Source organism: uncultured Aquimarina sp., assembly GCF_947492405.1.
GTDB lineage: Bacteria > Bacteroidota > Bacteroidia > Flavobacteriales > Flavobacteriaceae > Aquimarina.
Window position 1 is genome coordinate 1,001,901 of record NZ_CANLMP010000002.1, and the last position, 23,287, is coordinate 1,025,187.

Here is a 23,287-nt window from a genome sequence, read left to right on the forward strand (position 1 = left end):
AAAAAACAACTACAAATTAAATGGCTGAGGACAAAGATCCATATTTGGCAAAATGGTTAAACGATGATTTGACTCCTCAAGAACTGGAACAATTTAGAAAGTCTGAAGAATTCGATGACTATGATAAAATTGTAAAAGGTCTTGAATATTTTGACGCACCTTCATTTGATGAAGAAGCCTCTCTTGCTGTGACTTTACAGAAATTACAGCATCAGGAAAAAGGAAAAGTCATTCGTTTAAAACCTTTTATTTATGCTATTTCCGCTGCAGCCTCAATAGTATTAATTATAGGGTTATTCTTTAATAAAGTAACATATACAGCCGATATAGGGTCTCAGATGGCCGTTACATTACCCGATGGAAGTAAAGCAGATCTTAATGCAGGCTCATCCTTATCATATAATCGTTTCTTTTGGTCACAAAACAGAAAAATTCAATTGGATGGAGAAGGTTTATTTAAAGTCAAAACCGGTAACAAATTCTCAGTAACAACGAATTCTGGAAATATTGAAGTATTGGGAACAATTTTTAATGTAAAATCAAGAAAAACAATTTTCGAAGTAGCCTGCTATGAAGGTAAAGTACGAGTCCAAACCAATACAAATCAACAACAAATAATTAAAAAAGGAGAGGCCGTCTTACTTAAAAACAACAAATTAAATAAAACAACTATTTCTGAATCAGAGCCTCTATGGAAAAAAGGAGAAAGTCTTTTTATAAGCACCCCTCTAAAAGAAGTTTTAGACGAGTTACAAAGACAATATAACATCACTTTTATAAGAACCAAGATTGATGAAAACAAGTTGTTTTCTGGAGGTTTCTTATATAACAATTTAGATCTTGCTTTAGAATCCGTACTTGTTCCTATGAATATAGAATACGTTGTTAATGGAACAAGTATAAAACTTTCTAATAAATAGTTTATAATAAGTGCCAGAAGTGACCACTACAAAAACGGAAAGAATATAAAAATTTTAATGTTACTTGTTATTTTATCTTAATGAAAAAAGCTTTTTTTCTACTATTATTTTTAACCTACTCGACGCAAGCTCAGGTAATGAAAAATTACAAAAAAGCACCTTTGCATCAGGTACTTACCGAAATTTCTGAATCCTACGGATTGATTTTTTCCTTTAGTAATGATGTTGTCAAAAACAAAGTAGTAACACTTTCTCTTAACAATACTCCTCTTGATGAAGTGTTGGTAACCTTAAGAGCTTTAACGAATCTTACATATAATAAGATATCCGATAGACAAGTAACCGTAAGTGCTCCGGACACAAAAACTTCTATATGTGGATATATATTTGATGCAAATACAAATGGCCCACTATCATATGCCTCTGTAGTAGTAAAAGAAACAAATGAAGGAGTTATTTCTGACGAAAATGGTTTTTTCCTTTTGGAAAAAATAGATAAAAACACTTCTATTACAATTCAGTATGTAGGATATTCAGAAAAAACTATTTCAGTAGCAACTTTCAAAAAGTCAGTTTGTCAACGTATAAGACTTATAACAGAAAGTACTGCACTAGAAGAAGTACTTATCATAGAGTATATTACTAAAGGGCTCGGAAAAAACATTGATGGATCTCTTGGTATTGCTAATGAAAATTTGGGAATTCTTCCTGGTCAAATTGAACCCGATATTTTTCAAAGTATGCAGCTGATTCCTGGCATTAGTAGCCCTGATGAAACTGCAACAGGCATACAGATTAGGGGCGGTTCTCCTGATCAAAACCTAATTCTTTGGGACAATATAAAAATGTATAATACAGGGCATTTTTTTGGACTCATTTCAGCTTTTAATCCATATGTTGTTTCTGACACAAAAATCTTTAAAGGAGGAGCAGATCCTAAATACGGCGATAGGGTATCTGGAGTAATTGATATTTCTAGTGATGTAAAAGTTCCTTCAACATTTAATGGCGGTATGGGATTCAATGGCACACATGCTGATCTTTTCCTGAAAACACCTATCACAAATAAAGTAGGATTAGTTATCTCTGGCAGAAGAGCATATACGGATTACTTAGAAACTCCAACATACTCTGCATATTTTGACAAAGTATTTCAAAATACTAAAATAACTGATGCGTTAAATCCAATCGATCTTGAGGACGAAGATGAAATAGAAGAAGAAGTATCTGATAATAACTTTTTTTTCTACGATACAAGTGTAAAATTAATTGCTGATATTTCTGAAAACGATAAAATTCTGGTAAGCGGAATTTATACCAAAAACGACCTTGCTTTCGAAATAAATAATGAAGAAGATCTTCTTACAGACGATCTTACTATCCAAAACGAAGGAGTCAGTTTTTCCTGGGTTGGTACCAAACTAGAACGTGTTCGGTATAATATGAAAGGGTATTATTCTAAATATGACTCTGATTATCGATTTACGGAACGACAGGAAACAGTAATCGAAGAACAATCTATTCGAAAAAACACTGTAGAAGATCTTGGTTTTGATATTGATCTAACATACGATATAAGCAAAAAACATTCAGCAACAATTGGTTATCAATTCTCTAACAATAAAGTGTTTTATAATATTACTAGAGATGGTGAATTCGAGACTCCAATTAATGAAACGGATCTTGTAAAAAACAATGCAAACTCAATCTACGCTAATTATAAGTTTTCTTCTAAAAATAAAGGGTTAATCAATCTGGGGATTCGGGCTTCTCATTATTCTGTGGTTGATCAATTCTATGCCGAGCCAAGAATAAACATTGAATATCCAATTACCAAAAACTTACGTGTAAAAGCTACTGGTGAGCTCAGATACCAACCCATCAGTCAGTTAGTAGAATTTGAAGATACTCAACTTCGGTTAGAAAACAGCCTATGGATACACTCCGATAATGAAGAAATTCCTTTATTAAAAAGCACACAATTTTCCGGAGGATTACTGTTCTCTAAAAATGATTGGAATCTTGAAATAGATGGATATTACAAAAATATTAATGGTTTAACCTCTCTTACCAATGGATTTAACAATATCAATAATGAATTTTCTACAGGTGAAAGTGACATCATAGGTTTAGATGTATTACTAAAGAAACGATTCAAAAATTTTAGAACTTGGATTGGATATACTTTTAACGATATTGACTATACGTTTCCTGAACTACATGAGTCATCATTTCCCGGAAATAATGATATTACTCATAATTTTAGATTTTCCAGCACTTTAGAAATTAAAAACTGGGAGTTTTCTTTAGGTTGGATCTGGAGATCCGGTGCTCCTTTTACCGATGCTGATCTTGTTAATGAAGACATAGAATTTAGCAATCCCAATGCTAGAAATTTACCGGAATATCATCGTTTAGATGCTTCATTAATTTATCATTTTGATATTAATAAAAATAATAAATGGAGAGGTCAGATTGGTGTATCTGTACTCAATGTTTATGACCGACAAGTACCAATTTCCATACGTTATCAAGCAGATGAAAGTGCTGATACCGGAAATATAGAACTGGATATAATCCGACAACAATCCTTGGGAATTACACCGAATGTTACTTTTAGAATCTACTTCTAAACCTTTCAATTAGTTGTTTGAGACTATTTTCTATATGCTACACAATTTTGATTTAAAACATTATATTTAGACCAAACAAAATTACCAATGAATTACATTGACATCATTTTAGGCATATTGTTGTTATGGGGGTTAATCAAGGGATTTAGTAAAGGTTTATTCGTTTCGCTAGCTTCTTTAGTTGCTTTAGTTGCCGGAATTTATATCGCTGTACATTTTTCTCACCTGGTCGGAGGGTATTTAGAGCAATATGTTGATTGGGGAGATGGGGCTATGAAACTCACTGCTTTTGCCATCACTTTTATTGTTGTGGTAATTCTGATTTCTATTGCTGGAAAACTATTGACTAAGATTGCAGATTTTGCCTCTTTAGGAATTCTTAATAAACTCCTAGGAGCGGCTTTTGGCGTATTAAAATTTGCATTTATTGCTAGTGTTATTATAATTTTTGTAGATGCCGGAAATAGATCTTTAAATATAATTAAACAAGAAACATTAGATTCGTCCATACTCTATTCTCCTGTAAAAAAGTTGGCTCCAATGGTATTACCTAATATACTAAAACAAACAAATGAAAATGAAAAGACTACCTAAAGCATAAATTCAAAGTACTTTACAAGGTATTCTTTACATTATTTTTGACATATTCCATACAAGAATTGAAATCATTGAATATACAATTCTCAGGAACTAAATCAGGAATAATATCAATATGTTCCATCATATATCTCGGTTGTTTGGGTAAGCCTACAAACAATACTTTAATACCCTTTTCTTGTAGTCCTAAAATGATTTCTTCCATGGTATATAAACCAGATTGATCCATATATTGCATTTTAGCTAACCGAACAATTACCACTTTAGAAGTATCAGGGATTTGTGCAGCTAAATTTTGAAAATCACTAGTAGAACCAAAGAATAATGGACCTTTAAGGTGTTTGATAAACACTTCTTCCTTAAGTTGATCTGGAAAATTTATCTCATCATTCCAAGCCTCTTCTTTCAATGGTTTTACATCAGAACGTGCTGCAGTTAAATCTCCAATTTTTTTCATAAACATTAAACACGCAATAACCAATCCAATACCAACTGCATATACCAAATTCCAGAATGTAGACAATACTAGTACCACTAACATTATTAATACTTCAGAACTAAGTTTAATAGGTCCTAACTTAATGTCTTTAGGCATACTTGGCACTGCTTTTAATCCTTTATAATCCATTACACCTATACCAACTGTAATTAGAATACCTGCAAGGACAGCTGCTGGTATTTTTGATGCGACAGGAGCCAATCCTAACATGACAACAAACAAAATTAATCCTGCAATCATACCAGACAATTTAGTCCTACCTCCAGCATTAATATTTACTACAGTTCTTATTGTTGCTCCTGCTCCTGGTATACCTCCAAATAAAGCCGCTATACTATTACCAATACCTTGACCAACTAATTCTTTGTTTGGTTTATGTCTAGTTTTAGTCATATTATCTGCAATAACACTAGTCAACAAAGAATCAATAGCTCCTAAAAGGGCGAGTGTAAATGCCGTAAAAAGATATGGTGTTATACTATCTAGACTAAATCCAGTGAATATTTCCCATCTTGGTATGGGTAAACCACTTGGGATTTCTTTAATTGGTCTATAATCTAAACCAAAACCATAAGCAATTCCAGACATTACAACCAAAGCAACTAATGTACTAGGAACAGCTTTAGTAATTCGTTTAAAACCATAAATTATAAAAATAGTTCCCAGTGCAATTAACAATTCCAGCCAATTAATATTTTTTAACGCCCGAGGAAGAACTTTAATAGCTCCTAAAGCTCCAGAAGCTTCTTTTCCTGCAAGTGTCTGAGATTCTTTTAAGATATCTGCTTCAGAAATTGTTTCTGCTTTAGTTATTGTTTGTTTAAAATCTTCTAAGACCAAAACACCTTTGCCAGCTTCTTCCTGGAGAATGTTTTTAAGCATTACTTCCTCCGCTTTTGGTTTAAATTGAGAAACAAATGCATCATCTTCTTTAGGATAATATCCTACGGATGGTAATATCTGAGTAAGTAATATGATAACACCAATAGCAGTCATAAAACCTGATACAACAGGATAAGGAATATATTTAATATACTTTCCTAACCCAATAGCTCCTAATAAAACCTGTATCAATCCACATAAAAGAAAAATGGTTAAAATAGCTGGTAATGCTTTTTCTACACTACCATCATTAGCAGCAATAATTCCAGCAATTACAACCATACTTACGGCTGTCATTGGCGCTGTTGGTCCAGAAATCTGAGTATTAGTACCTCCAAATAAAGCTGCAAAAAAGCTTATAAAAATAGCACCATATAATCCTGCAGTTGGTCCTAATCCAGAAGACACTCCAAAAGCTAAGGCTAATGGTAATGCGACAATACCTGAAGTTAATCCACCAAAAGCATCTCCTTTAAAATTGCTAAAAAATCCTTTCATCTTTTTAGTTTTATGAGGAACAATAATAATAAAACTATTAGAATTGAAGTAAAAAAGGCTCAAGTCATTATGACTTAAGCCTTTTTTTAAGAAATTTTTAGCATTTCTAACCTTCGAAAAAGGTTACGCTACCGTCATTAATATCATACATACCACCGATAACAAGTATTTCTTTATTGTCTTCCATTTCTTTTAGCACACTACTCTCCTTTCGAATATTATCGATTGTCATATGCACATTTTTAACAGCTACTTCATTTACAAATTCGATATTCTTAGAATTTCTTAGTGATTCATCAGATGGTTCGCTTACTGCAGCTACAGCAGGCTTTATTTTGCTTAACAAAGCTGTTAGATTACCTAATTTCGCATCATCACACGCTCCTTTCACCGCTCCGCAAGCCGTATGTCCAAGTACCAACACCAATTTAGTTCCTGCAAGTTTACAAGCAAATTCCATACTTCCTAGAATATCCTCGTTTACAAAATTACCCGCTACTCGTGCACTAAAAATATCTCCTATTCCTTGATCGAAAATCAGTTCTGATGAAACTCTGGAATCTATGCAACTAAGAATAGTTGCAAATGGAAATTGACCTGATTTTGTATCATTAACCTGATCCAGAAGATCTCTATCCGCCATATGTTTTTGCTGAAATCTTTGGTTTCCTTCTTTAAGTAATTGTAATGCTATTTGTGGCGTTATTGCTGCTTGTGTGTCTTTAGTATGTGCTTTCATCTGTTCTTTTTTTAAAATTCTTCTTTTATTATCAAATCGAATTCGCTAGTAAATATATCGGGTTGGTATGAACACGACCATTATAGCTCATTTCATAATATTTCTAATTTATTATGTAATTTTTGGTCTCAATTTAAAAAATTCAATGTAGCTCTCAGGGTTTTCTTCGATACCTCTCTGAGATATTAGCTTCACTGAAATATTTCTATTTTTAGCTTTTTCTCTAAAGTCATCTAATATTTCGATAACATCGTGATCCAAATAAGTGGTTTTTCTTACATCCAATTCCAGATAAGAATTTTCTGGTAAGCTATCCAACTCTTTTAATATAGTAGCCTTATTGAAAAAAGTAACTTCTTCTGCTAGTGTCATTTTGATTTTAGAAGTACCTTCACTTTCTTCTTTATGAAGGAAGTGAGAATTTTGATAACTATTAATAAGAGTAATGACGATACCTACCGCAAGTCCAATTCCTATTCCCCATAACAAATCTTTGAACACGATAAGTAACACAGTAATTATAAAAGGAACAAATTGTTTCCATCCAGAATTCCACATATTTTTAAAAGTAGAAGGTTTTGCTAATTTGTAACCTACTAAAAGTAAAATAGCTGCTAATACAGAAAGTGGAATTTTATTTAGCAATGTAGGAATTAACATTACTGAAATCAATAAGAAAAATCCGTGTATAATGGCAGACATTTTCGATTTTCCACCAGATTGAATATTCGCAGAACTACGTACTATTACTTGTGTAATAGGAAGACCTCCAATCAATCCAGATATCACATTTCCTGTTCCCTGCGCAATCAATTCTCTATTTGTAGGAGTTACTCTTTTTTCTGGATCTATCTTATCGGTTGCTTCTACACAAAGTAAGGTTTCTAAACTCGCAACCAACGCAATGGTAAAAGCGGTAACATAAATTTCAGTTTTTGTAATCACTTCCCAGTTTGGCATTGTGAACTGTGCTAAAAAAGAGTCTGCATCTGCAGGAACCGGTACGTTTACTAAATTTTCTGTTTGGATTCCCAAGTCACCTGAATTCCCAAAAATTACATAGTATATAATCCCTAGAACTACTGCTACTAATGGTCCTTGTACTAACTGAAATATTTTTCCTTTTTTTGATAATACATTTTGCCACAATAATAAAATCGCTAAGCCAATTATAGCAATTAGTGTATCACCTAAATTAATGTTTACTATTGAATTGTATATGGGCGTAAATAACCCTTCTCCTTTTTGTGGAATGTATCCAAAGAAATAAGGTATTTCTTTAAGAAAAATGATAATACCTATACCTGTTAACATTCCTCGTATTACTGAAGATGGAAAAAAGTATCCAATAATACCAGCTCTCAGCACACCAAATAAAATTTGAATAACTCCAGCTAATACTACAGCTACTAAAAAATCTTCAAATCCAAGAGATACAATAGCTGCAAAAACAATAGCTGCAAGACCTGCTGCGGGTCCACTTACTCCTATTTGCGAACCACTTATAGCCCCTACTATAATACCTCCTATAATACCGGCTATTAAACCTGAGAATAACGGCGCTCCACTGGCTAAGGCAATACCTAAACATAAAGGCAATGCCACAAAAAAGACAACAATACTTGCAGGTATGTCTGATTTTAAACTTTGAAATAATTTTGAATTACTCATAAAACATAGTAAATAACGAAATTGGTTTTCGTTATATTTTTTTAAAATTGAAAAAATTGATTTTCAGAGTCAAGTAATGGTTTTCTTATCCCCTATTTGATCTCTAAGTGCGGTTCAAATTACCCTAACTCTGGGGGCGGGGTGGTATATTCCAGATAGACCGATGAGTTTTCGTATATCAGATCGGGATAGTATTTTATGCTATAATGAGACACCCCAGCATGCTTGTTATCAGCAAATTGAGAAATCTTATCTTTTTCTTTCTGATCTTCTTTTTCAGATCCATCTTTCTCATTAGATTCAGACTTTTCTTCTGTATCCTCTATTATATGAGCGATTGAATCAATATTACCACTATATAAATCAAATAACTCAATTGCATAGTTTCCAATATGAAACAGAAATCCCGATATAATCAAAAATTTTGCAATCTTTATACTTAGCATAAATATTTTTTATGGAACGTAAAAATAATAGTAATACTCCTAAAATGTGTTAAATCAATCGTAAAATTATTTTAACAATTTTTTTAAAACAATTTTTTTTCACTGTTAACTTCTAAATATTAAGAGCATTTAACTTTTTAGTCATTGTATAAATAACTGCAAAACTCTAATTTTATTAATCTTAGAAAATAGTGCAACGAATAAAATGGTAATCACTGATACACCAAGAGGTTTCTCATTGGCTGATTGATTGTCTAATTCAAGTTTTTAGAAGATAAAATTTACAATTCTTTTAAATCCGTAGCCGGAATCCATCCTATTTTCCCGTCTGCAAGTTTAATTTTTTTCCAGTCATTCACTGTTTCGGTTACTTTGACTTTTGTACCTTCATGGAGTTCAAATACTTCTTCGCTACGTAAATTAGGCTCACTTTTTATCGTAGTTTCTTGAGCAAAAATAATAGCATACTGATTATTTTCTATAAAGTTATACTGCTTAAACGCAAAGAAAACTCCAAACAATCCAATAAGTAATGACACCCAAGATCCAAGAAAAAATAATCTCTTCTTAGAAGATATTCTCGCCGAATAGTATAGTATAAATAACACTACAAAGAAAATCATACAAAACACTGAAATCCAAGCCCATTTATCAAAACTAAACATATTTGTAAAACCATTAATCGTTCTAGCAATTACCCCTTCTGGTATTACATCGATAGCATCTATCGTTGCATTATTAGCAAAAGAGAGATTATTAAGAATGTCTTCATCATTTGGTGCTAATTCTAAAGCTTTTTCATAGTAGTAAATGCTAGAGCCTATATTACTCAGTTTGTAATTAGCATTTCCAAGATTATAATATAACTCTGCAGATTCCTGACCACTATCTATAATTGATTTATAAGCATCAATGGCTTCTTGATACTGCTCTTGATTATAAAAAGTATTTGCTTTTTCGAATACCTGATCATTCTGAGCTATGCTCATCATACTCATTAGAAAAACAACTATTACCACTAAATTCTTCACTACTTTCAATATTTATAATTGTTTATCAATCGCTGCTATCACTCTGGAAGCTTTATCATAATCCTGTTGCATAGCCGTAGTTGATGATGGAGTATACCTAGCGAACTCGCAACTTTCTAACAAAGCTATAAATTCTATAGAAGTGGTATCTTCAACTTCCCTTTCCTTTAGTAATCGCTGAATACGATCTTTACTCATATCACTTGTCTGAATATGAAGTTTAGCTTTAAGATAATTATGTAAAGCACGCTCCATTGCTATATAAAACTCTTTCTGATTACCTAGGTTCTTTTTGGCTTCTGAAAGATATTTCCGAGCTAGCTTGTCTGCTTTTCTAACCCTATTTCCACTCACATCACTTAATCTTTCTTCTCTCTTTTTTCCAAAAAACAAGAATAATGGAATTGCCAATAATGGCGCTGTTAATGCAATCCAATACCCTGTGGATTTAAAGAAATATTTTTTCTCTATTGGTCGAAAATTTGGGTTAAGTTTTAAGAACCTAAATTGATTACCTGTTTGCGTCACTATTTTTTTGGCAGTTCCTGAAGCTTCCGAATTATTTACTACACTCCCACTATCAGGACCGTTCTTTACATTGATTACAATTTCTTCTGATGTAATTCTCTTATATGTTTCGGTTTTTAGGTCGAAATAGGAAAATGAAACCGGTGGGATTGGATATGTTCCTTTAAATTGTGGTACCAGCGTATACGAATCGGAAATATTTCCTGCCATACCAGAGAGATTTGTCCGAACTCGTTCGTTATGTTCTGGTTCATATTGTTCTAATCCGTTTGGTACATTTAGCTTTGGCAAATCAAAAAGTTTTAGATTTCCATTACCAGAAACTGACACTTTTGTTTCTAAAGATTCTGTGGCATCAAGTTCTTTTTTATTTGGAATAACTTTAAAATCGAAAGACCCAACAGCTCCTGTAAAATCATCAGGCTTGCCTTGCTCAGGAAGGGGTTTTACATTGATCGTTCTTGTCCCAGCAGCTACCGTTTTATTTACCGTAGAGTATAATTTTCCGCCAAAAATATCTCGGCGATTCGTGGGAACATCTACTGCAATGGATAATGTAAGAGGTTCGATCTCCAGCTTTCCTGTTTTTTGTGGATATAATACAGTCTTACCACAAACTACAAAATTATAAGGTTCTCCTTTAAACTCTCCTCTTTCTACTTTTAGCTGACCAATTTTAATGGCCTGGCTCCAAAAATCACTGTATTTTGGGTTATCTATCTCCCTTAAATTGCTAATCTGTATTCTTGGGCTAACATAAAGCTTATATATTACTGTAATAGCTTCATTAAGATATGGGTTCGATTTAGAAACTTCGGCTATTAAGTGCAAATTCTCACTAGCTACATAGTCGGCATTGTTTCCATCTTTTGGTTTTTGAACTGCTGCTGTTACCTGAACTTTTACTGGTAATGTCTTATATGTCTGTCCATCAATTTCTATGGTTGCCTGTCCGATTGTAAAATTTCCTCTCTTAGTAGGAGAAAGAAAATAACTAAATGTCTTAGCATATGATCTTTTGCCATTAATCCACGAATTACTTATAGATTGATTAGGTCCTCCAACAACAGTAAATCCTTTAAAACTAGGTTGTGTAAAGTTATCACCGTCTTGATTCATCTCAAAATCGACACGTAATCTTTCATTAATACCTAACTTTTTCTTGCTCACTTTAGCTTCAAACTTAACCTGAGCTATGCTCATATGAGTTATTGCTAAAAATAATGTTAGAAAAATTAACTTTAGTTTCACACGCTTAAATTTTACTAATTATCTAATAATAAATTAATTATAAAATTGAGAACGTGTGTTACCACTTCGTTCTCTCATTAAGAATTTTAAACATTCTCTTTTATGAAGTAATGTTTAAATTTCTTAATGTTCGTTTCATCTGTTCTTTATTACCAGTCCTTCTCGGTTTTTGTTTTTGCTCCTTTTGCTTTTTTAGCATTTATCTTATCCTGCACCTTCTTTTCTTCATTATTCATGGCTTCTAATAAGCTTTTTACTTGCTGTGGAGATAACTGCCCCTGAACTTGCTGTGGCTGTTTCTTTTGTTCTTCAGGTTTTCCATCACCTTCTTTTTTATCTTCCTTCTTATCCTTTCCTTCATCTTTTGGATCTCCTTTTTCATCTTTTTTGTCTTCTCCTTTTTGATCCTCTTTATCTTCTCCTTCATCTCCCTTTTTCTCCTTGTCGTCTTCTCCTTCTTTTTTATCTTCTTTATTCTCGCCCTCTTTATTATCCTTATCCTCTTTATCTTTGTTTTCGTCTTTATTCTGGTCTTTATTATCCTTATCGCCTCCTTTATCCTCGTTTTTCTGTTTTTCTAATAGCTGTTTTGCTAATGCCAGATTATACCGAGTCTCATCATCTTTAGGGTTATTACGCAAAGCATTTTTATAAGCTTCTACAGCTTCTTTATACTTTTTTTGTTCCATATAGGTATTCCCTTGATTATGGAATGCCTTATGTTTTTCGACTTTTGATTCTGCAATTTTTACAGCTTCAGTATAGCGTTGTGTAGCTTCATCATATTTTTCGGTATTGTAATACGCATTCGCTAAATTATATTTTGCTTTAGCATCTACTGGATTCTTAGAAATTGCCTTTCTATACTCTCCTTCAGCCTTTGGAAAATTACCATCATTAACCAATACTTCGTTTCCGGTTGCTACAAATCGGTTTGCTTCAGCTATAATTTCTGCTCTATCTTCTTCTTCCTGCGAAAAACCAATTCCAAATTGGAAACATAACAATATGATTAGTAAATTCTTCATAACGTTTTCATTTTTACTCTTCGATAACACTTCGACACCTGTCCGCCTTAGGAGGAAGCTCAGTGTGACGGCTCTGTTTTACCAAATTCTATTTTTTAAACTACTGCTCATTAAACAGGTTCAGTTTTTTAACCCAAGATGTTTTTCTTTCTAACAGGAAAACGTCTAAAAACAATAATAATAAACCAGCTCCCAAGAACCACTGAAATTGGTCTTTGAAATCTGCAAATTGTTTGGCTTCGAATTCTTTCTTGTCCATGCCTTGCAATAGTTCTGTAACATTCTCTACTACCGCACTGGTACTTGTACCATCAATGTATGTGCCATTTGCTTGATTGGCAATTTCCTGTAAAATTGTCGTATTTAGTTTCGTAATTACAGTTTCGCCCTGACTATTTTTCTTATAAGCCTGTACAATTCCATTACGTTTAATCGGAATTGGGCCTCCTTTTGTTGTCCCAACACCGATAGTAAATATTTTAATACCTTCTTTAGCTGCATCTTCGGCCATAGATGCTACATTTCCTTCGTGATCCTCTCCATCACTTATAATAAACATGACTCGATTGGTTTGCTCTTCATCGTCATAATATGTTTTTGCTAATTCTATAGCTTCATTGATTGCAGTACCTTGAGAGGAAAGCATATCTGTATTCATTGACTGCAAAAACATTTTGGCAGAACCATAATCTGTTGTAATTGGTAACTGCGGAAATGCGCTTGCTGCATATGCAATAATACCAACGCGATCACTTGCTAAATTATTAATGATTTGAGTTACCAATTGCTTAGATTTCTCTAGTCGATTAGGAGCAATATCTTCTGCAAGCATACTTTTAGATACGTCAATGGCAAATACAACATCTACACCTTCTCGTTTTACCGTTTCTAATTTAGTACCAACTTTAGGATTCACCAACGCTACAATAAAACAAGCTAGAGCCAAACTAATAATGACCACTTTAAGTACCGCTTTAAAAATCGACTGGTTTGGACTTAATTTTTTTAATAATTCTTTATCCGCAAACTTTTTCTGAGTCGTTTTTTTCCAAATTAAAACACCTAGAAATAATAGGATCAGTATTGGTATCACCAATAACAACCAAAAATATATTTTTTCTTCTAGTAAGTACATTCCTTTAATTCTTAGTCTACGGTTTTATATTGTAATTAAAAACACACTTTGACAAGCTCAGTGTGACATTCGTTCAATTTTTTATTTTTAATGCTAACGCATCTATTTTCTCTTTTACTTCTAAAGAAAGTTCTTTATTATTTACCCAAGCGTGAATATCGCCAAGATACTCCATCCCTAAATACGTTGCACTCCTAGAAAATGGAAGACTAAATTCATCAACTCTATCATCATCATTACTACAACTTATCATTGCCATCTCTTTTCCTCTCAGCATCCTTCCAAAATCTTTTTCTTTATACAAATAATCAGAAATCCTATCTAAAAACACTTTCATAATCCCACTCATTGTATACCAATACACCGGAGTGGCTAAAACTATCGTTTGATAATTTTGAACCATATTCTTGAAAATTACTTCAAAATCATCTTCATTCTTGAAGTCATAATCAAAGTAGTTTATTTCTCTTTGGTTTAGATCTACTAGATCAAATCCTGTCATATTCTTTAGGTAAGAGACTACAATACTTGTATCTCCATCACTTCTAGAACTCCCCTGAATTATGATTCCTTTTTTCAAATAAATATTCTTTCTCAGACCTCACAGGTTTTAGAGACCTGTGAGGTCTCATTACGTATTATATAAAACTTCTAAATATGGTGAATCTCAATAGAAACTCAATTAACAATAGCAAACCTGCTAACAATACTAATGGTCTAAACTTTTCTTCATAATTATAGAACTTAAATTCTTCCACATCGGTTTTTTCAAGTTTGTCTATTTCTTCATATATCTCTTCTAACTTTTTATTGTTAGTTGCTCTAAAATATTTTCCTTTCGTAACCTTAGCGATTTCTTTTAAAAGCTCCTCATCAATCTCTACTTTTACATTCCCATACTGAAATGATCCATTGGGTCTTATAGCAACCGGAGCTAATGCCATACCATTGGTTCCAAGACCTATTGTATACGTTTTGATACCGTATTCTACAGCCAATTCTGATGCTATTTTAGGATCTATAAAACCTGCATTGTTAGAACCATCAGTTAGTAGAATAATTACTTTACTTTTTGCTTTACTGTCTTTTAATCTGTTGACAGAGGTAGCAAGTCCCATTCCGATAGCAGTTCCGTTTTCTAACAGATTATTATATTCAATTTCTTTCATTGCACTAAGTACAATACCCTTGTCACTTGTAATTGGCGTTTTGGTAAAACTTTCTGCAGCGTACATAACCAAACCAATCCTATCATTGGGTCTTCCTTGAATAAACTCTGCAGCTACATCTTTTAAAGCTTCTAATCGATTAGGTCTTAAATCTCTGGCCAGCATACTAGCAGATACATCTATTGCCATAACAATGTCGATTCCTCGGGTTGTTTTCGTTTTAGTCGAAACATCTACCGTTCTGGGTCTAGCCATAGCAGTAATTATAAGTGCTAAGGCAATTAACCTTACTAAAAGCAATAATGGTTTAAGTTTCGCTAACCAACTTCCGGAAACTTTAAATCCTTTGATACTAGAGATTTTCAGTTCTGCCTGTTGTTTATTTCGTTTCCAGATATAATATGCAATAGCAAATGGTAGTATTAAAAACAACCAAAAAAACTGTGGATTCTCAAATGTGAAATTTTCAAACATAGTTATTTGGCATTTTTAAGTTCTACTGAGTTAATAATGCGCTGGGCAACATCTTTAGCATATCGATCTTCTTTATCATATACTACCAAAATCTGCTGAAAACCTCCATTCTCAGCAAAATTGAGCATTAAATAATCACTTTTTTGCTCTTTCTTAGTTACTGCATTCGTTACTTCTAGGCTTCCGAATACTTTTATCCCTTTGGCTCCTGCTAATGTTTCGTATTCTTCATCCTTAACAGTAATATTCTTAGCTCCTTGTGATTCAAAATTACCTACAACACTTTCTACTACTTTGTTAAGATCTACCTCTGTTTTTTGATTATACTGTATAGTAGAGACGGTGATATAAAAGTTCCCAATCAAACTTCCATAAACAAAAGTTTCGTTTCCTTTAAGAATTTGTTTTTGTTCTTCTGTAAGTTGAAAATTATTTCTAATCAATACCTTGGGAGTAGAAATAGTAACTGGTGGAGAGCCATAAGCACTGCTAATCCATTCTGTTTCGGCCAACTCCTTAGTTGGATGTCCTAAGAGGGAATCCTTTACGACATCGTACCCTTTAACAATAATAAAAACTGTTAATGTAATTGCTATTATTCCAAAACCTGCTAAACTTCCAAATAATATCTTTTTTCTTAATTTTTTCTCGGCTACTGTTTTTCGATATTCTTCATCTGCTAATAATTCTTCCTCTGTTGGTTCGGGAATTGCATTTTTAGTCTCATTAATTACACGTTCAATAACATTCCTATCCGCCTTAGCCGTCCCAATATCTGGCTTAGATTTAGCAAACTTAGCCATGTCTGCTGTTTTTAATACAGACTTAAGCTCTTCAATTGTATGTTTATCAAGATTTAAGGATCCTGTTTTTATCTCTTCGTCAAGACGAGCAATCAATTCATCTGTGGTGCTCTCCATTGCATGATCATATACTTCTTCATCTATATATTTACGAGCAGTATCACTTAATTGAGAATAATACTCTTTATGGGAATCTTGTTCTAATAAGTGTGACTCGTCTATTCTCTGAAGCGCTAAAATTGCTCTTTCGTAAGGTGGCAATTCATTTTCTCTAGCTTCTTTTCGTTTTTTCCTTCTTAAAACTAAGAAAGCAATCAATCCGATTAATACTAAGGGGATCACTATCCACAAAATATATTTTTTCCAATTAAAAAAAGAAGCATCTACATCTACTATTGGCTTGATCTCATACATCTTCTGCTTAGTAGTATCAACCAGTACATCTCGTACTTCTACTTTTAGAGAATCAGTTAGAAAAACCTGATCTCCGATCATTATTTTTTGTCTTGGTATTGTGTAAGATCCCGAATCAAATTGGGTTAATGCATACTCCTTAATTAAACTGAATCTATTACCGCTCTTAGTAGTATCGGTTTTATAGGATTCTATTACTTCGAGTGGTAAAAAAGTTTGTCCTTCAGGAAAAATAACAATCTGAGTAGAATCGGATTCTACTTGCATTTTATACCGAATTTCTTCTCCAATCTGGATTGAGGTAGAATCGATACTTGAGGAAACTTGAGCGGATACATTTCCTGATAAAATTAGTATGAAGGATATAATCAACATCCTCCTAACCCCTTTCGAAGGGGGAATAGCTCCCAATATATTTTTAAATTTTCGTTTCATTATAATAATTTCCGATCTATGTCGGAATGGCAAAAAAGGTTTATCCTCTTCGTTTAAAATATCCTAACAACTTTTTTACATAACTTTCGTCTACACGACTACTCAAAGATCCCGCACCGCTTCTAGTAAAACTATCCCTAAAATAATCTATGCGTTCCTGATAGTATTTAGCATAGTTCATTCTCATTTTCTTAGAACCTGTGTTTACCAATAGTAATTCTCCTGTTTCTTCATCCTCCATCTGTACCATTCCTAAATTGGGAATTTCTTCCTCACGTCGATCATAGACTCTAATACCAGTAACATCGTGTTTTCCACCTACAATCTTAAGTGTTTGCTGATAATCATCAGTAATAAAGTCAGAAAGTATAAAAACGATCGCTTTTTTCTTCATTACATTCGATAAAAACTTTAATGCTTCCGTAATATTTGTCTTTTTACTCTTCGGTTCGTGTTCTAAGAGTTCTCTAATAATTCTAAGTACGTGAGATCTTCCTTTCTTTGGTGGAATAAAAAGTTCGATCTCATCTGTAAACAAGATTAATCCAATCTTATCATTATTCTGAGTAGCAGAAAAAGCCAAGGTTGCCGCAATCTCCGTTATAATTTCTTTTTTAAATTGTTGTTTGGTTCCAAACAATTGTGATCCAGAAACGTCTACCATTAACATCATTGTCAATTCACGTTCCTCTTCAAAAACTTTAATATATGGCTCGTTATAACGAGCAGTTACATTCCAATCTATATTACGAACATCATCTCCAAATTGATATTGACGCACCTCGCTAAAAGTCATACCACGACCTTTAAAGGTAGAATGATATTCTCCTCCAAATATATGATCACTCAAGCGCCGCGTCTTGATTTCAATTTTTCGAACTTTTTTTAGTAACTCTTTAGTATCCATTATTATGATTTACGATTGACGATTTAATAATTGACGATTGAGGATTGTAAGATCCAAAATCGTAATTCGAAAATCCAAAATCTCTATGGTACTTCAATCTCGTTTACAATCTTATTAATGATATCTTCTGAAGTTACATTTTCGGCTTCAGCTTCATATGTAATACCAATACGATGACGTAATACATCATGTACTACAGCACGAACATCTTCTGGAATAACATACCCTCTTCTTTTTATAAAAGCAAAACACTTAGCAGCGGTAGCCATGTTAATACTTCCTCTAGGAGAAGCACCAAAATTAATTAATGGTTTTAACTCTTCCAGACCATATTTCTCAGGAAAACGAGTAGCAAAAATGATATCAAGTATATATTTTTCAATCTTTTCATCCATATATACTTCTCTTACTGCTTTCTGAGCTTTAAGAATCTGTTCTACGGAAACTACCGGATTTACTTTTTCGAAACTACCCTTAAGATTTGCACGAACAATTAGTTGCTCTTCTTCTAATTTAGGATAATCAATCACTGTTTTTAACATAAAACGGTCTACCTGTGCTTCTGGTAAAGGATATGTTCCTTCTTGCTCTACAGGATTCTGAGTTGCCATTACTAAAAATGGTTTATCCAAAATAAAAGTCTCATCGCCAATGGTTACCTGCTTTTCCTGCATCGCTTCTAACAATGCACTCTGAACCTTTGCCGGAGCACGGTTAATCTCATCGGCAAGTACAAAATTGGCAAAAATAGGTCCTTTCTTAATCGAGAAATCATTCTCTTTCATATTAAAGATCAAGGTTCCTACAACATCTGCAGGCAATAGATCCGGTGTAAACTGGATACGACTAAAACTACCGTGAACTGCTTTTGAAAGCGTATTAATTGCTAAAGTTTTTGCTAGCCCAGGAACACCTTCTAACAAAATATGTCCTTGTCCAAGCAATCCAATTAGTAACCGTTCTACCATATGTTTCTGGCCTACGATTACCTTGTTCATTTCTAAAGTAAGTAAATCTACAAATGCAGATTCTCTTTGTATTTTCTCATTGATTGAAGCAATATCAATAGAACTATTTTCTTCCATCTATTCTTTTTTTTAAAGCCGTGAATTTACCATTCATGTTTCAGCATTGCAAATTGTTAAAATATTTTTCTTTTTGTTGTTAATTATAGGTTAAAAGTATCCCCTAGAAATACGCTTACGCCCAAATTTTACAGTATATTTAGATCTTTTTACTGATAAAAACGGACGCAACAATTTTCATCGGCTTTCGCGATGATGTTCATAAAAGACGAAAGTCTTTTTATTATGTTGCAAAAATGTGAATCTAAATCAGAAAAACAATAATTCCAAGATAATGAAAACAGCTTTAATTACCGGAGCTACCAGTGGTATCGGAAAATCTACTGCTTATGAATTCTCCAAACACAACATCAATTTAATTCTTTGCGGAAGAAGACAAGAGCGACTTGACCAATTACAAAGTGAGCTCAATAAAACTGTTAAAGTTCATACACTATGTTTTGATGTGCGCAATAAAGAAAGTGTTTTTAAGAGTATTGATACGCTTCCACAAGAATTTGCATCAATTGATATTTTGGTTAATAATGCTGGGAATGCGCACGGTCTCGATCCTATTCAAACAGGAAGCTTAGATGATTGGGATGCTATGTTAGATATTAATGTAAAAGGGTTGCTATATGTTTCTAAAGCAGTAATCCCAAAAATGATTTCTCAAAAGTCTGGTCATATTATCAATATTGGTTCTATCGCAGGAAAAGAAGTATATCCTAACGGAAATGTGTATTGTGCCAGTAAGCATGCCGTAGATGCTATTAATAAGGGAATGCAAATAGACCTTAATCAATATGGAATCCGCGTTGGGGCAATCCATCCAGGGCTGGTAGCAACAGAATTTAGCAATGTTCGATTTAAAGGCGATGATAAAAGAGCCGATACTGTTTACGATGGTTTTGACCCACTGCGACCAGAAGATATCGCAGATATTATTGCTTTTGTAGTCACTAGACCTTATCACGTAAATATTGCAGATCTGGTAGTTTTTCCGACGGCACAAGCAAATAGCACAATTGTAAATAAAAGTTTATAATTTCTTTATTCCTAACACATTGCATACCCAATAAAAATACCTAAGTTTATATGGGAAAAGAAAATATTGCTATTTGTAAAAGGAATGATTAATAAAAGACTGCTTATAAAAAATCTTTTAGCTCATAATGACGAGAATAGTTTTTATGATAAGAAGCGTAAGCTAAATATTGGCGAAAAAGAAGGAAAAGCTAAGTTTCTAAAACACATCTGCGCGCTTTCTAATTCTAACCCAAAAAACAATTCTTATATCGTGATAGGAGTTGAAGACGAAGACAATCAGATTATAGGTGTTGACTTTTTTGATGATAGTAAGATTCAAAACCTAGTGAATGCTTACCTTTCTAATCCACCGATTGTGGCTTATGAAAATATCCCATTTCCACATTTGCCAAGTGATAAAGTTGTAGGCTTGGTTTCGATACGCTCTCAAGAAGGGAAACTATGCTCTCTTCGTAAAAACATATGGAAATATTATGGAGGCACCGTTTTTTTTAGAGACGGAAGTATCAGTATGCCCAAAGTATTTGATATTGAGATCAAAGATGTGAATTCTGAAATTGTGGAATCTATAGAAAGTCATGCACAGAATAATATCGAATTGACTTTGGATGGTGTTTTCGACTTTATGAATTCTCGCAAAGACTATCATCCTACTTATAAAGTATTTAAAGAATATTTTGTGGTCTGTTGGTCTGCAAAAGAAAAGCGTGTAAAGGATGAAATATATTACTCCAGAGTAGATATAGCATTGATCAACGAGCAGGTTAAACTGTTCTATTCTCAATTTGACGAAGTTAGTATCTCTATTACCGACGAAGAATTTAGAATTGTAGAATATGTACAACTGGGTTTACAAGACACATATGATTATTACCCATTAGAAGAGGTAACTATCAAGTTTAAAAATAATGTAAGCTATGACATTGAAAGCAAAATCTTGTTTGAACCACCTCAATTTGATCGAAAAACTTTGCATCATTTGTATAATAGCAATAATGCATTAATAGATAAGTTAAAAAAGAAAATGTCTCTAACTAAAAATGAGCAAAAAGATATTTTCAACCTTCCTGTAACCTATCTTTTATGCTACTTTAATGATTTTAATGAAGCAAAAGACAAATTGGAAGAGGCCAAACCCTACTTAAAAAATTATACAGATCAAAAAGTCTATACACTGTACAAAGAAAGTATGCGAATACTTAGAAAAATACGATACAGTTAGCCATGAACTTAAAATTATCAATTGATTACCATTAAATAAGATATGAATAGAACTCTTGTAATTGGAGATATGCACGGAGCATTAAAAGCTTTGCAGCAATTAATCAAAAAAGCAAAAATCACAACCGACGACACCCTGATTTTTTTAGGAGATTATGTTGATGGGTGGAGCGACAGCGCTCCACTTGTTTCCTTTTTAATAACATTACAAAAAACTCATAATTGTATCTTTATTAGAGGTAATCACGATGAACTCTGTTATACTTGGTTAACCGAAAAAAAATACAATCCTGAATGGATGAAACATGGCGGTCAAGCAACTATTGACTCTTATGATAAATTATCAAAAGAAGAGATTGATACTCATCTCAGGTTTTATGAAGATCTTACTAATTATCACATAGACCATCATAATCGTCTGTTTTTACATGCAGGCTTTACGAACCTTCATGGACCTCATCGAGAATATTTTAGTAAACTATTTTACTGGGATCGAACATTATGGGAAACTGCACTGGCCATAGATCCAAAGCTTAAAAAAACGGATCTCACTTATCCTAAAAGGCTTTTACTTTTTGATGAAATTTATATTGGACATACTCCGGTAACCAGAATTAATAAAACCACACCTGTGAATGCTACCTGCATTTGGAATATCGATACTGGTGCTGCTTTTAAAGGTCCTCTAACAATTATGGATATCAATACCAAAGAGTTTTGGCAAAGCGACCCTGTTTATAAATTATACCCAACCGAAAAAGGAAGGAATTAACAACCAAAATTCGCTTACTTTTTAATTTTAAAATCGCTCTTTAGGCGATTTTTTTATGTTTCATGTTTACCTAATAAAAGATTATGACACCAATAGGAAACTATAAAACGTAACAAAATGAAAACCTCAAGAATTTTATTAGTCTTCCTATTTATTATCAACATTGCTTGTGATACCGACGATGATGACATTATAATAGATGATGTTTCAGAAAGTTCATTAACATTCGATCTAAAAACTTCTGAAGATCAGATGGGCGGATTTGCAGAAAACACCATGGTTGTATTTGATGGAAAAGTATGGTCCGTGGGTGGAGATAATGCATATACTGCCGATGACACCTATGGAAACGCTGTTTGGTCAAGTGATAATGGAATAAATTGGGTATCGGTTACCAGTGATCTTTTCGAAGCAAGATATCGACATACACTAACTGTATTTAATAATGAAATGTGGTTAATTGGTGGAAAAAATAACACGGGTGATTTTTTATCCGATATTTGGCGTTCCAACGATGGTATTACTTGGTCTAACGTTACTATGATAGCTCCGTTTGGTAACATGTCCGCTCATACCACAACAGTATTCAACAACAAAATGTACGTTATAGGCCCTTCTTCTACAAGAACTAATATGATTGTATGGTCTACAATAGATGGTATTAATTGGGTCGAAGAAAACACTAACGCTTTTCCGGTTAGAGGTAATCATGAAACCGTTGTTTTTAATAACTCTTTATATGTCATAGGAGGTAGAAATGAAACTAGTCGATTGAATGAAATTTGGACAAGTACTAATGGTATTAGCTGGTCATTAGTAGCTACATCCACTCCTATTTTTAGCGCTAGAGATTTATATACTGCTACTGTTTTCAATAACAAAGTGTGGATTATTAATGGTCAGTCAGAAACATCAAGAATTACAAAAGATATATGGTATTCTTCTGATATGACTAGCTGGACAAGATATGAGGAAGCTATCCCTTTTCAAAGTTCACATTCTCATTCTAGCCTTGCATACAATGATCAAATTTGGTTTTTTGGGGGATATATAGCATCAGGAACTTCTGGAGAAATCTGGACAATTGATGAAGATTAGATCAATTAGCTAAAAACAAAGA

General features: G+C 33.2%; 20 protein-coding genes. 7 read left to right on the forward strand and 13 right to left on the reverse strand.

All coding sequences use genetic code 11. The features are described 5' to 3' along the window. The first annotated feature begins 20 nt into the window (after positions 1-20). The 3 genes from Q0829_RS10610 to Q0829_RS10620 all read left to right on the forward strand — a co-directional run bounded on the left by Q0829_RS10610 (position 21) and on the right by Q0829_RS10620 (position 4,147). Entirely contained in the window at positions 21-920 is a 900-nt protein-coding gene (locus Q0829_RS10610) for a FecR family protein (protein WP_298542298.1), read from the forward strand. A 137-nt stretch (positions 921-1,057) separates the two neighbouring features. Beyond that, positions 1,058-3,553: a TonB-dependent receptor gene (locus Q0829_RS10615; RefSeq protein WP_298542300.1), complete on the forward strand. Its 2,496-nt coding sequence runs from the start codon at positions 1,058-1,060 to the stop codon at positions 3,551-3,553. Positions 3,554-3,640: 87 nt separating this feature from the next. Further along, a complete protein-coding gene (locus Q0829_RS10620; RefSeq protein WP_298542302.1) occupies positions 3,641-4,147 on the forward strand; it encodes a CvpA family protein in 507 nt (168 codons plus the stop codon). Positions 4,148-4,166: 19 nt separating this feature from the next. Here Q0829_RS10620 and Q0829_RS10625 read toward each other — a convergent pair whose 3' ends face one another. The 13 genes from Q0829_RS10625 to Q0829_RS10685 all read right to left on the reverse strand — a co-directional run bounded on the left by Q0829_RS10625 (position 4,167) and on the right by Q0829_RS10685 (position 19,145). Then, complete coding sequence (locus Q0829_RS10625; protein ID WP_298542304.1) at positions 4,167-6,029, reverse strand: SulP family inorganic anion transporter; 1,863 nt, start codon at positions 6,027-6,029, stop codon at positions 4,167-4,169. Between the two features lie 106 nt (positions 6,030-6,135). Beyond that, positions 6,136-6,768 (reverse strand): carbonic anhydrase family protein, encoded by a 633-nt coding sequence (locus tag Q0829_RS10630; RefSeq protein ID WP_298542307.1) that lies wholly within the window; start codon positions 6,766-6,768, stop codon positions 6,136-6,138. A gap of 111 nt (positions 6,769-6,879) precedes the next feature. Next, on the reverse strand, positions 6,880-8,439 hold the full coding sequence (locus Q0829_RS10635; protein WP_298542309.1) for a SulP family inorganic anion transporter: 1,560 nt from the start codon (positions 8,437-8,439) through the stop codon (positions 6,880-6,882). 119 nt (positions 8,440-8,558) lie between these two features. Continuing rightward, a complete protein-coding gene (locus Q0829_RS10640; protein ID WP_298542312.1) occupies positions 8,559-8,885 on the reverse strand; it encodes a hypothetical protein in 327 nt (108 codons plus the stop codon). Positions 8,886-9,166: 281 nt separating this feature from the next. Continuing rightward, complete coding sequence (locus Q0829_RS10645; protein WP_298542315.1) at positions 9,167-9,916, reverse strand: tetratricopeptide repeat protein; 750 nt, start codon at positions 9,914-9,916, stop codon at positions 9,167-9,169. A 12-nt stretch (positions 9,917-9,928) separates the two neighbouring features. After that, the gene (locus Q0829_RS10650) at positions 9,929-11,695 is read right to left on the reverse strand and encodes a BatD family protein (protein ID WP_298542317.1); all 1,767 of its coding nucleotides are present in this window, start codon (positions 11,693-11,695) and stop codon (positions 9,929-9,931) included. Between the two features lie 149 nt (positions 11,696-11,844). After that, entirely contained in the window at positions 11,845-12,723 is an 879-nt protein-coding gene (locus tag Q0829_RS10655; RefSeq protein ID WP_298542319.1) for a tetratricopeptide repeat protein, read from the reverse strand. Positions 12,724-12,823: 100 nt separating this feature from the next. Further along, positions 12,824-13,858 carry a VWA domain-containing protein gene (locus Q0829_RS10660; RefSeq protein WP_298542321.1) on the reverse strand — a complete coding sequence of 345 codons (1,035 nt, stop codon included), beginning with the start codon at positions 13,856-13,858 and terminating at the stop codon, positions 12,824-12,826. Between the two features lie 73 nt (positions 13,859-13,931). Continuing rightward, complete coding sequence (locus Q0829_RS10665; RefSeq protein ID WP_298542323.1) at positions 13,932-14,438, reverse strand: NAD(P)H-dependent oxidoreductase; 507 nt, start codon at positions 14,436-14,438, stop codon at positions 13,932-13,934. Between the two features lie 58 nt (positions 14,439-14,496). Further along, positions 14,497-15,501, reverse strand: a complete 1,005-nt coding sequence (locus Q0829_RS10670; RefSeq protein ID WP_298542326.1) for a VWA domain-containing protein — start codon at positions 15,499-15,501, stop codon at positions 14,497-14,499. A gap of 2 nt (positions 15,502-15,503) precedes the next feature. After that, the gene (locus tag Q0829_RS10675; RefSeq protein WP_298542328.1) at positions 15,504-17,153 is read right to left on the reverse strand and encodes a DUF4381 domain-containing protein; all 1,650 of its coding nucleotides are present in this window, start codon (positions 17,151-17,153) and stop codon (positions 15,504-15,506) included. Positions 17,154-17,193: 40 nt separating this feature from the next. Next, complete coding sequence (locus tag Q0829_RS10680) at positions 17,194-18,060, reverse strand: DUF58 domain-containing protein (protein ID WP_298542330.1); 867 nt, start codon at positions 18,058-18,060, stop codon at positions 17,194-17,196. Between the two features lie 83 nt (positions 18,061-18,143). Further along, the gene (locus Q0829_RS10685; RefSeq protein WP_298542333.1) at positions 18,144-19,145 is read right to left on the reverse strand and encodes a MoxR family ATPase; all 1,002 of its coding nucleotides are present in this window, start codon (positions 19,143-19,145) and stop codon (positions 18,144-18,146) included. A 271-nt stretch (positions 19,146-19,416) separates the two neighbouring features. Here Q0829_RS10685 and Q0829_RS10690 point away from each other — a divergent pair, with 271 nt between their 5' ends. The 4 genes from Q0829_RS10690 (at position 19,417) to Q0829_RS10705 (ending at position 23,265) form a co-directional block, all read left to right on the forward strand. Beyond that, positions 19,417-20,172 carry an SDR family NAD(P)-dependent oxidoreductase gene (locus Q0829_RS10690; protein WP_298542810.1) on the forward strand — a complete coding sequence of 252 codons (756 nt, stop codon included), beginning with the start codon at positions 19,417-19,419 and terminating at the stop codon, positions 20,170-20,172. 84 nt (positions 20,173-20,256) lie between these two features. Continuing rightward, on the forward strand, positions 20,257-21,396 hold the full coding sequence (locus Q0829_RS10695; protein ID WP_298542335.1) for an ATP-binding protein: 1,140 nt from the start codon (positions 20,257-20,259) through the stop codon (positions 21,394-21,396). A 42-nt stretch (positions 21,397-21,438) separates the two neighbouring features. Then, positions 21,439-22,167 carry a metallophosphoesterase gene (locus tag Q0829_RS10700; RefSeq protein ID WP_298542336.1) on the forward strand — a complete coding sequence of 243 codons (729 nt, stop codon included), beginning with the start codon at positions 21,439-21,441 and terminating at the stop codon, positions 22,165-22,167. 117 nt (positions 22,168-22,284) lie between these two features. Next, on the forward strand, positions 22,285-23,265 hold the full coding sequence (locus tag Q0829_RS10705; RefSeq protein ID WP_298542338.1) for a kelch repeat-containing protein: 981 nt from the start codon (positions 22,285-22,287) through the stop codon (positions 23,263-23,265). The last annotated feature ends 22 nt before the right edge of the window (positions 23,266-23,287 follow it).